Raw genomic sequence first — 15,957 nt, 5'->3', positions numbered from 1 at the left:
CAATCATTAGCTACACTCGTGACGTAAACGCCAGATAAACCTTGGCGAGAACAGGCTACTTCGCCTGATTGAGGGGGTTGTCCGGTGGAGACCAAACCAGGCTGGCGCGCGCGGCCAGGAACCCAAGCAGCAGATAGCCAGCCATGCCCAAGGCCAACCCGGCAGGATGATGCCAAAGCAAGGGGATGAGCAATCCGGCAGAGACGGTTGCCAGCAACATCTGCATGAATGCCTGGCCAGACGATGCTGTGCCGCGCAATTTGGGCATGCGGTCCAGCGCGGCAATCGACAGGTTAGGCAACACCAGTGCCGAGCCAATGTTGTAGAGCACAATGGGGGCGATATTCCATAAAGGCTGCGGCGGCAGCAGCCAGCACACCAGCAGATTCAAGATGGCGGCCATCGCCATCCAGCCATATCCCAGACAAACGATGCGATGCGCACTGTAGCGACCAGCGCTGTGGCGGGCCAGGTAAGAGCCCAGCATCATGCCGCAAACAGTAGGGATGAACATCCAGCCAAACTGCTGCGGCCCAAGACCAAGGTGCTCGACCAGAAATACCGGCGCCGCCAGCACATAGACAAAAAAACCAGCAAAATTGGCGCCTACAGCGACGACCAGTTTCAGATATTCCATATCACCAAATACCTGAGAATAGCCCTGCCAAACCGCCCGCACAGAGAGTGGACGGCGCTTTTCGGGCGGCATGGTTTCCGGTAGCCAGCGCTGCACACACAGCATGGCGAGCACCGCATACAAAGCCAGAAACACAAAAATGGCCTGCCAGTGGATACCCAGCAGCCAGCCCCCCATGATGGGCGCGATTGCAGGCGCCAGGCCAAACATCATCTGCAATTGCGCCATCACCCGCTGCGCCATCACGCCTTCAAACAGATCGCGCACCATGGCCCGCGCCACCACATTGCCAGCGCCCGCGGATAGCCCTTGTATCACCCGGAAAAACCATAGGGTTTCCACATTGGTGGCAAACGCACAGCCGATAGATGCCAGCGTAAAGATACCCAGCCCGATATAAATCGTCCGCAAGCGACCAATCGCATCTGAAATGGCGCCATGCCAGAGGGTCATCAAGGCATACGGCAGCAGATAGGCCGTCAGGCTCTGCTGAATGGCCAGATTGTCGGTATGAAAATCCTGTGCCAGCGTATGAAATGCTGGCAGGTAGGTATCAATGGTAAATGGCGCCAGCGCAGCCAGGCCAGCCAGCAGGAATGACAATGTAAGAGCAGAGGCTTTATGCATGTGGGCAATTATATGAGGGGAATGACATCAGTGGCGCACAAAAAAGCGCGTTGGGGAGCAACGCGCTTTTTTGACTGGCCATGCTGACCCAGACGATTACCAATCGTGACTCGCCATGGTGTTATGGCAAGGCATGAAACTCCTTGACCAGTTCGGGGGCTTCGCCAGCCGCAATGCGCCGCGAGTTCTTGTCGTTGCGGAAGACAATCGGCTGCGCCTGCAATTGCGGGTTCTTGGCATCCTCAATCGCTTTTTCAATCAGATGGTGATTGGGAGACAGCGTACATACCGGGTCGGCGCTCTCTGCATCGCCTGACAGCAGGAATGCCTGACAACGGCAACCGCCCAGATCCTTCTCTTTTTCCGGGCAACTGCGGCATGGCTCTTTCATCCAGTCATCGCCACGGTATTTATTGAAGGCGGGCGACTCTTTCCATGCCCACTCAAGGCCATGCTCGCGCACATTGGGGAATGCCATGCCCGGTAATACGCGGGCCGAATGGCAAGGCAAGACATCGCCATTGGCAGTCACGATCATGAATACCTCACCCCATCCGTTCATGCATTTCTTGGGGCGATCCGAGAAGTAATCCGGCACCACGAAGAAAATCTTCATCTTGTTGCCGACCTTCTGGCGGAACTCATTGGTGATCATCTCGGCATGATCAATCTGTTCCTTGGTCGGCATCAGCTGGCTGCGGTTGATCAACGACCAGCCGTAGTACTGCGTATTGGCAAGCTCGACATAATCCGCGCCCAGCGCTTCAGCCATCTCCAGAATCTCTTTTATGTGCCCGATGTTGTAGCGATGGATCACCACATTCAGCACCATGGGGTAGCCGTGGCCCTTGATCATGGCCGCCACCTTTTTCTTCAGCTCAAAGGTTTTGGTGTTGGTGATGAAGTTATTGATCTCTTCGGTAATGTCATGCATGGAGAGCTGGATATGATCCAGCCCGCCCTCTTTGAATTCCTGTATGCGTTTTTCCGTGAGGCCCACACCCGAGGTGATCAGGTTGCTGTAATAGCCCAGCTGGCGTGCCTCGCGCACGATGTCTTCAATATCATCGCGCAACAGGGGCTCCCCACCAGAGATACCCAGTTGCAGCGCCCCCATTTTGCGGGCATCGCGCAGCGCCTGTATCCACTGTTCGGTGGTCAGCTCGTTCTGGGTATGCTTGTCGTAGTCGGTCGGGTTATAGCAAAACGCGCAATGCAGCGGGCAGCGATAAGTGACTTCGGCCAGCAGCCACAAAGGCTGGGTATTGGTTTTGGAGGCGGCGACGCCGTTATTGCCTATGGTGGTCATGATAACGCTCCTTGCAACCTTAGTTTTGCAACCTTAAGTTTTTAAACATTAGTTGCGTTTTTCCAGCCAGGCTTTTTCAAGCGCCAGCTGGAGCATGGCGAGAATGTCAGATTCAATATCCGGTGCATCCGGGAAGGCCTGCTGCAGTTCGGCAACAATATCACTCACCGTTTTGCTGCCATCGACCCGCTTGATCACCTCACCGGCACCGCCGTTAAGCTTGATCATGCCCTCAGGGAACAACAGCACATAGCATTGCTGCGCCTCTTCCCACTGGAAGCGGTAGTGGCGGGCCAGACTGTAAATATCAGCGGGGTTGACGGAGGTAGTCACGGTCTTCAACCTTAATATCAGTAGAGGCCAGCATGATGGCGTCAGCAATGACCCACAGCACGTCCAGCTTGAATTGGAGAATATCCAGCGCCTTTTCCTGCATTTCGCGCGTCTGGCTGAAGTAGTCCAGCGTCACCGCCAGGCCCTGCTCCACATCGCGACGGGCTTCGGTCAGACGCTTCTTGAAATAGATCAGGCCTTCTTCCTTCACCCAAGGATACATGCTGGGCCAGGAACTGATGCGTTGCTGATGGATGTGCGGTGCAAATAGCTCGGTCAGCGATGAACACACCGATTCCTGCCATGGGCGCTGACGGGCAAAATTGATATAGGCATCCACGGCAAAGCGCACGCCAGGACTGACCAGGCGCAGCGAGGTCACGTCCTCACGCGTCAGGCCAACGGCCTCGCCCAGCTTGATCCAGGCTTCAATGCCGCCTTCGGCGGTGCCATCACCATCATGGTCGATGATGCGCTGTATCCAGCCTTTGCGGATTTCCTTGTCCGGGCAGTTGGACATGATGGCCGCGTCTTTTTGCGGAATTCCGATCTGATAGTAAAAGCGGTTGGCCACCCAGCATTGCAGCTGCTCACGGGTGAGCTTGCCTTCATACATCATCACGTGGAAAGGATGGTAAATATGGTACCCCTTGCCCTTTTCACGCAGTTTTTCCTCAAACTCTTCACGACTCCATGGTGCACTCATGATGATCTCCGTCTATCTTGGTATTTTTATAGCCTGATGTTTTATAAAAGGATATCCATACCGTCGTAGGCAACTTCAATGCCGTGACGTTCCAGCTCGGCCCGCTCGACGGAGTCCTCACGCAGAATCGGGTTGGTATTGTTGATGTGAATCAGCACCTTGCGGGATTTTTTGTAGGGTGACAAGGCTTCCATCATGCCGCCCTCGCCTGACTGTGGCAGGTGGCCGATGCTGCGGGCTGTCTTGGTCATCAGGCCCATGTCGATCATTTCGGTGTTGGTCCAGAATGTGCCATCCACCATGATGCAGTCGGCCTGTTCCAGCAACGGAGGCAGGTGCGGCTCAATCTCGCCCAGACCGGGGGAATACCAGCACTTCTTGCCAGTTTTCGTATCTTCGATCAGCACACCGATGGTGTCACCCGGGTGCGGATCGTTGCGATGCGGGGAATAAGGTGGTGCCGCACTTTTGAGGGCGACCGCAGTAAAGCGCAGGTTGGCAGCGCCAGGGATTTCAAAGGTAGTTTGGCCATCCACCGCAATCGGATGATGATTGACGCCGCAGTAATGCCCCAGGATATTCAGCAAAGGATTACCCGTGGTCAGATCCTGGTACACCATGTCGGTACACCAGATTTCACGCTTCACCTGGCCCTCGCGCAACATCAGCAAGCCCGTGGTGTGGTCAATCTGTGCGTCGATCAGCACAATGCCCACAATGCCGCTATCGCGAATTGCGCGGGCAGGCTGCAAAGGCGGGAATTCCTGGATTTGCTGCAGAATATCGGGGGAGGTATTGAACAATACCCAGTTGATGCCATCACCACTCACGCAGATGGAAGATTGGGTACGACGTTTGGCCTTGATCGTGCCTTTGCGCAAGCCATCACAATTGGGACAGTTGCAGTTCCACTGCGGAAAGCCGCCGCCAGCGCCAGCGCCTAGTACATGTATTTGCATGCTTGTTCTTCTCTCTCAAAACTGGATTCGGGGTCTTTATTTTAATGTCCAGATCCCCGTTGGATGATGCCTGAATACTCTCATATGACAGCACTCAGGCATCATTCAGTACAAATCGGGCCGGAATCCCGGCCCGATTTGCGTAACCTGCAAGCAATCGAATTAACGATTGCAAACGTACATGGTTACTTCAAAGCCGAAACGCATTTCAGTAGCTTCTGGTTTGGTCCACATGTTGATTCTCCTTAATTATGGGTTTGAAACACTGGCATCAACAGCATCTTGTCTGCTTGCGTTGATGTGTAGCCATTGTGCATCCCTCTCACTTGAGGCAACAGGGCAAAAACAACCAAAGCGGGCTCATGATAATCATGAAGCTGAACGTTGTTCACATGGCGCATGCGACTATGGGTGCGGCATTCAGGCGATCTGGCGCCCAAGAATGCCAGCGATGCCGCGTAGCTCATGCATCAGTGTTTGCAACTCTTGCGGGTTCAGCGCCTGGTCGGCATCGCACCATGCATCACACGGGCTGGGGTGCATCTCGACCAGCAAGCCATCGGCCCCTGCCGCGATAGCCGCCCGGGATAAGGCTGGCACCATCCATGCCTTGCCGCCCGCATGTGACGGGTCGACAATCACCGGCAAATGGGTTTCCTTTTTAAGCACGGGAATCGCCGTCACATCCAGCACATTGCGGTATGCCGTCTCGAACGTGCGTATGCCGCGCTCGCAGAAAATAATATTGTGATTGCCACCGGCGGCAATATATTCAGCGGCCATCAGCCATTCGCTGATGGTGGCCGACATGCCACGCTTGAGGATAACCGGGACATTGATACGCCCCACCTCTTTCAGCAGATCAAAATTCTGCATATTGCGCGTACCAATCTGAATGACATCGACGCCATAGTCCATGAACATGGGCAATTGCCGCGCATCCATGAGTTCGGTCACGATAGGCAGATTCTCCGCATCGGCAGCCTGCCGGAACATCTCCAGCCCTTCCACCCCGGCGCCTTGAAAGGTATACGGGCTGGTACGGGGTTTGAATGCGCCGCCGCGCATCAGTCTGACACCTGCAGCCTTCACGGCGCTGGCAGATGCCGCCATCTGTTCGGGCGTTTCCACCGAGCAAGGCCCCGCGATGACTTGCACTTGCGGCCCACCTAGCGGAATCCCACGGATGTTGATGACCGTATCTTCAGGATGCCATTCTCGCGCGACGATTTTATAGGGCTTGAGGATATGCAGCGCTTGCTCGACACCGGCCATGGTCTCAAACATGACCTGATCCAGCTTGCGCTCATCACCGATAGCGCCAATCACGGTACGCTCGGTACCGCGCGAAACATTGACGCCCAGGCCCTGCTCTTCAATGCGGGCAACAATGGCGGCCACATCGCGATCAGTCGCATCCCGGTGCATGACGATAATCATCGGGTTTTCCTCATGAGATCACTCTCTGGCAATCAGCCACGGTAAATCGATTCCAGCACTTGCAAGAAGCGGGCATTCTCGTCAAACAGGCCGATACTGACGCGCAGGTAATCCGGCATTTCGTAAGCTGCAATCGGCCGCAAGATCACCCCTTTCTGCAAGAGCTGTTGATAGACCTTGCCAGCCTCGGCAATCTTGAAGCTGACAAAGTTGCCATGCGATGGAATGTATTCCAGGCCCAAGGCATGCAGCCCCTGCGTGATTTGCGCCATGCCGGCCTGATTCAGGGCAAAACTGCGCAGTACAAACTCTTCATCATCCAGCGCCGCCACGGCAGCCGCCTGGGCAATGCTATTGACGTTAAATGGCTGGCGCACGCGGTTCATCATGTCGGCCACATCAGGCGACGCCATGCCAAAGCCGATGCGCAGCCCGGCAAGGCCATAGGCCTTGGAAAAGGTGCGCGAAATAATCAGGTTTTCAAACTTGCCCAGCCAGTTGATGGCCTCTGACTTGTGCTCAAGCGCAAGGTATTCATCGTAGGCTTCATCCAGCACGACCAGCACCTCGCGTGGCAAACTGGCGATAAAGTCGTGCAGCGCCTGCTTGCCCAGCAGCGTACCGGTCGGGTTATTCGGATTGGCAATAAACACGATACGGGTGCGAGGCGTCACCGCTGCCCGCATAGCAGCAAGATCGTGACCAAAATTTACTGCAGGTACTGCAATGCCTTTTGCACCGACCGCTTGCGTCACCAGTGCATACACGGCAAACGCGTGCTGCGAATACACAGCTTCAGTCCCCTCATGCAGGAATGCACGGGCCGCCAGCTCCAAAATATCATTGGAGCCGTTGCCGAAGACCAACTGATCGGGCTTGACGCCAAATTTGCTGCAGACTGCATCACGCAGCGCAAAACTGTTGCCATCCGGATAGCGGGGAATGTCGTGCAAGGCTTCCTCCATCGCCATGCGCGCCTTGGGACCGACACCCAGGGGGTTTTCATTGGAGGCGAGCTTGATGATATTTTCGGGCTGCAGGCCCATTTCCCGCGCCAAGTCACTGATGGGCTTGCCCGGCTGGTATGGGGCAATGGAGCGAATATAAGGGGGGGCGAGATCGCACATCCTAGTCACGATAAACCTCTTGCTTGTTGGTCAAAAAAATAAAAAAGCGGCCAGGCCGCTGCTTGCATGCCTTTAGCGAGCCCGTCTTAATCCATGGCTGCTACCGCTATGCCATCCTTGTTCATGCGTTTGACATGATACATGGCCTGGTCAGCACGGCGCACAACATCAATTGCCGTGGCATGCGGGTATGGAAACATGCAGATCCCGATACTCGCAGACACCGAATTGCTATTGAAGGCATTGATGGAAGTGAGCGGTATGCGCAGCTGCTGCAACAATTTGTGAGCAAAGGCCTCCGCTTCCTCCTGTGTCTGGATATCTTTGGCAAGCACAAAAAACTCATCACCGCCCAGTCGTGCCAGTGTATCTGCCTCGCGCATGACATTCTTGAAACGGGCAGACACCTCTTTCAACACCATATCACCCACTGCATGACCGTAGGTATCGTTGATAGGCTTGAACTTGTCCAGATCTATAAACAATCCGGCGCACACCTGACTGTTACGTGAAGCATAGTGGATAGCCTGCTCGATGCGGTCATGCAGAAGTTCGCGATTGGGCAAGCCCGTCAGCCGGTCGTGAAGCGCGCGCTCCTGCTGCAGGTAGCGCTCGTTATCCAGCTCCTTTTCGCGCAGAAACAGCAGGCGGCTTTGCTTTTCATTCATATAGCTGGCAAAAGCGCCGATGATATTGGCCGAGATAATGAAAAAGTCATAACTGGTCATATCCAGGCTTGGCATGCCGCGCAAGCCCCAGAACAGCATATTGAAAATGAGCAACAGCAGGACCGAAACACCGGTGGCGTAGACAAAACGCAAGCCGGAGAAGGTATGGCACCAGAAGGTAATGATGATCAGGCCAGCGTAATAAAAATTGATGGCATTGGGCGGCAGGTAGCTCATCTTGGCAAACAGGCCGATACCGGCGAACAAGCCGGTGATGCCTATTAACTGCTGGTGATAACGGGTGAATTTTTTGGTGAAGCTGATGGCAAACACGGCAAAGCCGATCATGAGCACCATGGTGCGCACATACCAGACCTTGATCACGGCCTCTGGCGTGACAAACAGCACATCCAGAAAGCCATACAGGCCATACATGACCGCCCCGAGCAGCAGACCCATGCGGGCCTGACCTTTGACCGAGGGCATCAGGTAGTGCAGATATAGCGTTTCAAGCCGTTTGTTGATGAAACTTAGGGACCACGGGTGCAGGCTTGCAGATCGCAAAATGTCTCGACTGATAAGCATAGGCCTCTAATCGTGTTTGGTTGATGATTACATCATATTACTGCAACGGGATAAGAACCTAATACCTTGAGCATGGATGCCCGTTTTTTAAGCTCTTCCAAGGCTTGTGACACTGATGCATCGAGATGGTGCCCTTCAATATCAACAAAAAACACGTACTCCCACATGCCGATTTTCGATGGACGGGATTCAAATTTGGTCATGCTGACCTGATATTCCGCAAGCGGAGCCAACAGAGAGACCACCGCACCTGGAATATTCTTGGCTGCAATGACCAGCGAAGTCTTGTCCCGACCCGATGGCGCGACATCGTGGCTAGCAAGAATAAGAAAACGGGTGGTATTGCGTGGGTCGTCCTCAATGCTGGCAGCCAGCACCTGCAACTCGAACAATTCGGCGGCACGACGACTGGCAATCGCGGCGACATGCTTGTCAGCAGGCGCCTGTTTTGCCAGTCTGGCGGCCTCGGCGTTACTGATCACTGCCTGGCGCTCCGCGTGTGGCAGATAGCGGTTAAGCCACTCGTGGCACTGCCCCAGCGATTGTGCATGGGAGTAGACGATTTGAACGTCTTTCAGCTCGGCGGTGGTCGACAGCAGATTGTGATGCACAGGCAGCTCAATCTCGCCACAGATGTTTAGGCTGGTCGCCATCAGTAAATCAAGCGTGCGGCCAACCGCGCCTTCGGTAGAGTTTTCTACCGGCACCACGCCGTAATCTGCCGCACCAGACTCCACCATGCGGAAGACTTCATCAATCGAAACACATTCCATGGGCGAGGTCAGGCCGCCAAACTGCTTGTTGGCAGCTTCTTCGCTGAAGGTGCCTACTGGCCCGAGAAAAGCCACGGTCAGTTCTTTTTCCAGCGCACGGCAATTGGACATCACACCGCGAAAAATAGCGGTAACGGCCTCCGCTGATAATGGCCCCTGATTGGCATCCAGCAGACGGCGCAACACCTGCGCCTCACGTTCAGGGCGATAGATGGGCCCCCCGTTTTTCAGGGTACCGATTTCACGCGCCAGACGTGCACGGGCATTCACCAGCTCCAGCAACTGGAGGTCAATGGCATCAATCTGGTCACGACATTGTTTGAGTTGGTCGCTCATGAATATTTCCTAGCCTTGCGCACGCTCAAATTCCTGCATAAAACTTACTAGCGCCTGCACGCCTTCAATGGGCATGGCGTTGTATATCGACGCCCGCATTCCACCTACCAGCTTGTGGCCCTTCAATTGCAAGAGGCCGCGCTGCTGTGCCTGTTTAAGGAACTCAGCATCCAGCGCACTATTGCGCAGAGTGAATGGCACATTCATGCGCGAGCGGTTATCAGGCGCAATCGGAGAAACATACAGGCTGGAGCCCGCAATGTAATCGTACAGCATCGCAGCCTTGCGGACATTCAGTGCTTCCATGGCGGCGAGACCACCATTGGCTTTCAGCCATTTGAACACCAGACCTGCTATGTAGATACCATAGGTGGGCGGCGTGTTGTACATGGAGTCGTTGTCAGCGTGAATCTTATAGTCAAACATCGTGGGCGTGCCTCGCAAGGTTTCACCAATCAGGTCGTCGCGCACGATGACAATGGTCAGCCCGGCAGGCCCGATGTTTTTTTGTGCGCCAGCATAGATCAAGCCATAACGGCTGACATCAATCGGGCGGGAAAGAATATGCGAGGACATATCGCAAACGAGAGGGACATCTCCGGTCTCGGGAGTCCAGAATATTTCAACACCACCAATGGTTTCATTGGAAGTGTAATGCACGTAAGCCGCATCCGCATCCAGCTTCCATGCACCCTGCTCGGGGGCATAGGTGTAATTGCGGTCAGCCGAAGAAGCCGCCACATTGACCTCGCAATACTTGCGGGCTTCTGCAATGGCTTTTTGCGACCAGATGCCAGTGTCAATGTAATCTGCCGCTTTCTTGTTTTTCAGCAGATTGAGCGGGATCATGGAAAACTGCGCATGTGCCCCACCCTGCAAAAACAGCACCTTGTAATTGGCAGGAATGGCGAGTAATTCACGTAAATCAGCTTCCGCTTCCGCCGCGATGGACATGAACTCCTTGCCGCGGTGCGACATTTCCATGACGGACATGCCGGAACCGTGCCAGTCCAGCATTTCGTCTGCGGCTTGCTGCAGCACTTCCTTGGGCAATACCGCAGGCCCTGCCGAAAAATTATAGATCTGCGTCATTCCCCGCCCCCAGCTTTTTAGTTATTCATCGGCATCATCAGTCTCGACCACTTTTTCGAGGCCAGACAGTTTTTCATTTTCACCCAAGTTGATCAGGGTAACGCCTTGTGTGGCACGGCCCAGCTCACGGATTTCCTTGACGCGGGTACGGATAAGCACGCCACCGGTGGTGATCAGCATGATTTCATCTTCATCATTCACCAGACGCGCGGCCACTACACTGCCATTGCGCTCGCTGGTAGCAATCGCCTTGACGCCCTGCGTACCGCGACCAGAGTGACGGAAGTCGGACAGCACGGTACGTTTGCCATAACCGTTTTCGGTGGCAACCAGTACGGTTTGCTTGTCATCCTCGGCAATCAGGAGCGAGATCACGCGCTGCTTGGACATCAGCTTCATGCCGCGTACGCCACGGGTGTTGCGGCCCATGGCCCGCACATCTTCTTCGTCGAACCATACGGCCTTGCCGCCATTGGATACCAGCACGATATCGTTGGCACCGTTGGTCACCTCAGCACCAATCAGATAATCGCCATCATCCAGATTGATCGCGATAATGCCGGCGCGACGTGGATTGGAGAATTCGACCAGCGCGGTCTTTTTCACGGTACCTTGAGCCGTTGCCATGAAGATAAAGTGATTTTCATCAAACTCTTTCACTGGCAGGATGGCATTGATCTTCTCGCCATCCTCCAGCGGGAACAGATTGACGATAGGCTTGCCACGGCTGATGCGGCTGCCTTGTGGCACTTCGTAAACCTTGAGCCAGTAGACGCGACCACGGCTGGAGAAGCACAGAATGTAATCATGCGTATTGGCCACGAACATCTTGTCGATGAAATCGTCTTCCTTGGTAGCGGTGGCCTGCTTGCCACGACCACCACGACGCTGGGCACGATACTCATCCAGCGGTTGGGACTTCACATAGCCCGTATGCGACAGTGTCACCACCACATCCTGCGGGGTAATCAGATCTTCCAGCGATAAATCCTGCGCGTTGTGCACAATCTCGCTGCGGCGCTCATCGCCAAACTGCTGACGGATAGCCGCCAGCTCATCCACAATCATTTGCGTCACACGCTCTGGCTTGGCCAGGATATCGAGCAAGTCAGCAATGACATCCATCACCTCCTTGTATTCGTTGACAATCTTGTCCTGCTCCAGACCGGTCAGGCGTTGCAGACGCATCTGCAGGATTTCCTGGGCTTGAACATCCGACAGGCGATAACCATTCGGTGTCATGCCGAAGTCGACCGACAAGCCATCAGGACGCGAGGCTTCCATGGCAGCACGCTTCAGCATTTCTTCCACCACAGGCGAAACCCAGGTACGTGCCATCAGGGACTTCTTGGCTTCTGGCGGCGTAGGTGCTGCCTTGATCAAGGCAATCATTTCATCCACGTTGGCCAGTGCAACCGCAAGGCCTTCCAGCACATGGCCACGCTCACGGGCCTTGCGCAATTCGTAAACGGTACGGCGGGTAATGACTTCTCGACGATGGCGCAAGAAGGCTTCCAGCATCTGCTTCAGGTTCAGCAAGCGCGGCTGACCATCCAGCAATGCCACCATATTCATGCCAAAGGTGTCTTGCAGCTGGGTCTGCTTGTAGAGATTATTCAGGATAACTTCAGGAACCTCACCGCGCTTCAGCTCAATCACCACGCGCATGCCGGACTTGTCAGATTCGTCACGAAGATCGGAAATGCCTTCAATCTTCTTGTCGTTGACTAGCTCGGCAATTTTTTCGATCAGGGTCTTTTTATTGACCTGGTAAGGCAGTTCATCAATGATCAGCGCCTGACGGTTGCCCTTTTCCATGTCTTCAACATGGGTGCGGCCGCGCATGACCACACGGCCACGGCCTGTACGGTAGCCCTCCTTGACACCCAGCGTGCCGTAGATAATGCCTGCGGTCGGAAAATCCGGCGCGGGGATGATATCAATCAGTTCATCTACCGTGGTTTCAGGATTTTTCAGCAGCACCAGACAGGCATCGACCACTTCATTCAGGTTGTGCGGCGGGATGTTGGTTGCCATACCCACGGCAATACCGGAGCTGCCATTGATCAGCAGATTCGGGATACGGGCAGGCATGATCAGCGGTTCGTGCTCGGAGCCGTCATAGTTGGGGCCGAAGTCGACCGTTTCCTTGTCGATATCGGCAAGCAATTCATGGGCAATCTTCGCCATCCGGATTTCGGTATACCGCATGGCAGCGGCATTATCGCCATCCACAGAACCAAAGTTACCCTGACCATCGACCAGCATGTAGCGCAACGAGAAATCCTGCGCCATACGAACAATGGTGTCGTAAACAGCGGTATCACCGTGCGGGTGATATTTACCAATGACATCGCCAACGATACGGGCAGATTTTTTGTAAGGACGATTCCAGTCGTTATTCAGCTCGTGCATGGCAAAAAGCACACGACGATGCACGGGCTTGAGACCGTCACGAACATCTGGCAAGGCACGTCCCACGATCACGCTCATGGCGTAATCGAGGTATGAGCGGCGCATCTCGTCTTCGAGGCTGATAGGGAGGGTTTCTTTTGCGAACTGATCCATGTGGGCTATCGGCGTAAAGTGGCTGTAAAGACCCCGATTTTAACACGATAAGCCACGCAGGGCATGCCTCTTTGAGCCACGCACGTCACAGCATCCAGCCTTTACCAGACAAGGTCCGGCGCTATTCAATTCTTCATTTGCGGTGTAGTCTGGCACGCTGTTAGAATTTTTTATTTATTCATCAAAAAGGAGATCAATATGGCCGTACTTGTTGGCAAATCTGCCCCCGATTTTACTGCTGCTGCCGTGCTGGGTGACAATACGATCAAGGAAGACTTCAATCTGGCTAGCTACATCAAGGGCAAGGCCGCAGTCATTTTCTTCTGGCCACTCGACTTTACCTTCGTCTGCCCTTCCGAGCTGATTGCGTTTGATCACCGTCTGGATGAATTCAAGAAACGTGGTATTGAGGTGATCGGTGTTTCCATCGACTCCCACTTCACCCATCTGGCATGGAAAAACACCCCTGTGGAAAAAGGCGGCATCGGCAAGGTTGGCTACCCCATGGTGGCTGACATCAAGCATGAAATTGCCAAAGCTTACGATGTAGAGGCTGATGGTGGCGTTGCTTACCGTGGCACCTTCCTCATTAACAAACAAGGCATTGTGGTGAATCAGGTGGTGAACGATCTGCCTCTGGGCCGCGACATTGATGAAACCCTGCGCATTGCTGACGCCCTGCAGTTCTTTGAAGAGCACGGCGAAGTCTGCCCTGCTGGCTGGAAAAAGGGCAAGGCAGGCATGGATGCTTCCCCTGAAGGCGTAGCGAAATACCTGGCAGATAACGCAGCATCGCTGTAAGCCGCAGCAACATCAGCAGGCAATATGGCGTGTGCCATAAAAGCAAAAAGGGGCAACTGCCCCTTTTTGCTTTTACAACATGACTTCGCGTGATTGTCGGACTTACTTGCCGCGACCACCCACTGCAATGACTACAACCCCCGCCACAATCGCCACAATCCCCAGCACATTCGGGATGGGGATGTTCTTTTCAGTTTCGGCCGTGGCCTTCACAGGGCCGATCTGCATCACGGTTTCTTCCGACGAGTAGCTGATGTTTTTATACACCAGCGCCGCTGCGCCCAATGCAATCAGTATCAGTCCAACGACAACAGAGGATTTCATCTGGATTCCCTTCTTCTAATTAAACGTGGAATAACTTGCTTTAAAACTTCTTGCGGGCTTCTTCAAAGGCGTTGCGTATGTTTTCCCACGCGGCATCGCCGCCTTTTTTCAGCTCCTGCCAGGCTTCACCTGCAGACTCCTTGACCTCACCGACGCGCACTTTGGCTTCTTCACGCTTTGCCTTCAAGGCTTCGATCTGCTGCTCATATTTGAGCCGTAATTCCGCTTCAGCCTTGCGTGCCTTGACTTCCAGCACATCAATATCAGCTGACCATTCGTCCAGTTGCAGCTTCAGCTTTTCCAAATACTCATCTTTCAAACTCATGCTAATGACTCCCATATTGTTATTGGATACCAACTTACTACTGTGTGACTAACGGTAATAAAAAAAGTGCTGGCCAGCTCGGCTATTTGCCAATATTCACGCCACTACTAACGCGTCAGCAATAACAGATCTGCCTTCAAGTCCTCAATATGTTCGAGCCCTACGGCAATGCGCACCAGCCCATCGCCGATGCCTGCAGCGGCCCTGGCTTCTGGACTCACCCGGCTATGGGTCGTCGTTCCCGGGTGTGTGATGGTGCTCTTCGCATCCCCCAGATTAGCGGTAATGGAAATAAGACGTGTGGCATCGATCAAGCTCCAGGCTGCATCTTTGCCGCCTTTAAGATCAAAGGAAACAATGGCCCCACCGCCGCTTTGTTGGCGCATAGCCAGCGCATGCTGCGGATGTGATGGCAACCCGGGGTAATACACCCGGGCAACCGCCGGTTGCTGCTCAAGCCAAGTGGCGAGTGCTAAGGCATTTTGCACATGAGCCGCCATGCGCACATGCAGGGTTTCCAGGCCTTTCAGAAACACCCAGGCATTAAATGCACTCATGGTTGGCCCGGCAGTACGCAAGAAACCATATACGGGCTCAAGTACATCACGGCGCCCCAGAACTGCGCCCCCCAGGCATCGCCCCTGCCCATCAATGTATTTAGTGGCAGAGTGAATCACGATGTCAGCCCCAAGCGCCAAAGGCTTCTGCAAGGCGGGGGTACAAAAGCAATTATCCACCGCCAGCAAGGCACCGGCTTCATGGGCGATCCCGGCCAGCAGAGGAATATCGCATACTTCCGTCAGCGGATTGGACGGCGTTTCCACAAAAAACAATTTGGTGTTTGGCTTGACGGCAGCACACCATTCATCGGGGTCAGTCAAGGAAACAAACGTGGTCTCCAGCCCCCAGCGCTTCAGAATATTGCTGAACAATTGCACCGAGGTGCCAAAAATGCTGCGTGACGCCACGACATGATCGCCCGCCGAGCATAAGCCCATGACTGTTGCCAGGATAGCTGCCATGCCAGATGAGGTCGCTACGCAAAACTCGGCGCCTTCCAGCGCTGCTAGCTTGTTCTGAAACATGGTGACTGTCGGGTTGGTAAAACGCGAATAGATATTGCCTGGCTCTTGCCCACCGAAGCGGGCCGCCGCCTGTGCTGCATTTTCAAAAACAAAGCTGGAGGTTAGAAACATCGCCTCGGAATTCTCGCCGAACTCGGTATGCTCGCTACCTGCACGAACCCCCAGAGTCTCCGCATGCCAATCTTGTGTCATTGTTATTTCCTTTCTACGCCAAGAACAAACCAGCGCCGAGCATAAAAAAACCCGTGATAGCTGGCGCTAA

The 15,957-nt window shown here is 54.3% G+C and carries 16 protein-coding genes; 1 reads left to right on the top strand and 15 read right to left on the bottom strand.

Annotated elements, in window-relative coordinates; translation table 11 throughout:
* Window positions 1-55: 55 nt before the first annotated feature.
* The 12 genes from LG204_RS09640 to gyrA all read right to left on the bottom strand — a co-directional run bounded on the left by LG204_RS09640 (window position 56) and on the right by gyrA (window position 13,160).
* Window positions 56-1,264, bottom strand: a complete 1,209-nt coding sequence (locus LG204_RS09640) for a multidrug effflux MFS transporter (RefSeq protein WP_230337068.1) — start codon at window positions 1,262-1,264, stop codon at window positions 56-58.
* 121 nt (window positions 1,265-1,385) lie between these two features.
* A complete protein-coding gene (pqqE, locus tag LG204_RS09635; RefSeq protein WP_230337067.1) occupies window positions 1,386-2,573 on the bottom strand; it encodes a pyrroloquinoline quinone biosynthesis protein PqqE in 1,188 nt (395 codons plus the stop codon).
* Window positions 2,574-2,621: 48 nt separating this feature from the next.
* Window positions 2,622-2,906 (bottom strand): pyrroloquinoline quinone biosynthesis peptide chaperone PqqD, encoded by a 285-nt coding sequence (gene pqqD / locus LG204_RS09630; RefSeq protein ID WP_230337066.1) that lies wholly within the window; start codon window positions 2,904-2,906, stop codon window positions 2,622-2,624.
* Complete coding sequence (pqqC, locus tag LG204_RS09625) at window positions 2,881-3,612, bottom strand: pyrroloquinoline-quinone synthase PqqC (protein ID WP_230337065.1); 732 nt, start codon at window positions 3,610-3,612, stop codon at window positions 2,881-2,883. The genes pqqD and pqqC overlap by 26 nt, the downstream gene beginning before the upstream one ends.
* 41 nt (window positions 3,613-3,653) lie before the next feature.
* A complete protein-coding gene (gene pqqB / locus LG204_RS09620; RefSeq protein WP_230337064.1) occupies window positions 3,654-4,571 on the bottom strand; it encodes a pyrroloquinoline quinone biosynthesis protein PqqB in 918 nt (305 codons plus the stop codon).
* A 162-nt stretch (window positions 4,572-4,733) separates the two neighbouring features.
* Complete coding sequence (pqqA, locus tag LG204_RS09615) at window positions 4,734-4,805, bottom strand: pyrroloquinoline quinone precursor peptide PqqA (protein ID WP_013440845.1); 72 nt, start codon at window positions 4,803-4,805, stop codon at window positions 4,734-4,736.
* A 186-nt stretch (window positions 4,806-4,991) separates the two neighbouring features.
* On the bottom strand, window positions 4,992-6,011 hold the full coding sequence (gene aroF / locus LG204_RS09610; RefSeq protein WP_230337063.1) for a 3-deoxy-7-phosphoheptulonate synthase: 1,020 nt from the start codon (window positions 6,009-6,011) through the stop codon (window positions 4,992-4,994).
* A gap of 32 nt (window positions 6,012-6,043) precedes the next feature.
* The gene (hisC, locus tag LG204_RS09605; RefSeq protein WP_230337879.1) at window positions 6,044-7,138 is read right to left on the bottom strand and encodes a histidinol-phosphate transaminase; all 1,095 of its coding nucleotides are present in this window, start codon (window positions 7,136-7,138) and stop codon (window positions 6,044-6,046) included.
* Window positions 7,139-7,224: 86 nt separating this feature from the next.
* Entirely contained in the window at window positions 7,225-8,292 is a 1,068-nt protein-coding gene (locus LG204_RS09600; protein ID WP_230337062.1) for a GGDEF domain-containing protein, read from the bottom strand.
* 131 nt (window positions 8,293-8,423) lie between these two features.
* A complete protein-coding gene (pheA, locus tag LG204_RS09595; protein WP_230337061.1) occupies window positions 8,424-9,500 on the bottom strand; it encodes a prephenate dehydratase in 1,077 nt (358 codons plus the stop codon).
* 9 nt (window positions 9,501-9,509) lie between these two features.
* The gene (serC, locus tag LG204_RS09590) at window positions 9,510-10,592 is read right to left on the bottom strand and encodes a 3-phosphoserine/phosphohydroxythreonine transaminase (protein WP_230337060.1); all 1,083 of its coding nucleotides are present in this window, start codon (window positions 10,590-10,592) and stop codon (window positions 9,510-9,512) included.
* A gap of 21 nt (window positions 10,593-10,613) precedes the next feature.
* A complete protein-coding gene (gene gyrA / locus LG204_RS09585; RefSeq protein WP_230337059.1) occupies window positions 10,614-13,160 on the bottom strand; it encodes a DNA gyrase subunit A in 2,547 nt (848 codons plus the stop codon).
* A 198-nt stretch (window positions 13,161-13,358) separates the two neighbouring features.
* Between gyrA and LG204_RS09580 the strand changes: the two genes are divergently transcribed.
* Window positions 13,359-13,961, top strand: a complete 603-nt coding sequence (locus tag LG204_RS09580; protein ID WP_230337058.1) for a peroxiredoxin — start codon at window positions 13,359-13,361, stop codon at window positions 13,959-13,961.
* 102 nt (window positions 13,962-14,063) lie between these two features.
* On the opposite strand, the gene LG204_RS09575 is transcribed toward LG204_RS09580, so the two are convergent.
* The 3 genes from LG204_RS09575 to LG204_RS09565 form a co-directional block, all read right to left on the bottom strand.
* The gene (locus tag LG204_RS09575; protein WP_013442379.1) at window positions 14,064-14,285 is read right to left on the bottom strand and encodes a hypothetical protein; all 222 of its coding nucleotides are present in this window, start codon (window positions 14,283-14,285) and stop codon (window positions 14,064-14,066) included.
* Window positions 14,286-14,325: 40 nt separating this feature from the next.
* A complete protein-coding gene (locus LG204_RS09570) occupies window positions 14,326-14,610 on the bottom strand; it encodes a sll1863 family stress response protein (protein ID WP_230337057.1) in 285 nt (94 codons plus the stop codon).
* A 107-nt stretch (window positions 14,611-14,717) separates the two neighbouring features.
* Entirely contained in the window at window positions 14,718-15,887 is a 1,170-nt protein-coding gene (locus LG204_RS09565) for an O-succinylhomoserine sulfhydrylase (protein ID WP_230337056.1), read from the bottom strand.
* Window positions 15,888-15,957: the final 70 nt, after the last annotated feature.

It is taken from the genome of Methylovorus menthalis (assembly GCF_020523625.1).
GTDB lineage: Bacteria > Pseudomonadota > Gammaproteobacteria > Burkholderiales > Methylophilaceae > Methylovorus > Methylovorus menthalis.
The sequence above is the reverse complement of the archived record's forward strand: the minus strand, read 5'-3'. Positions and strand labels throughout refer to the sequence as shown.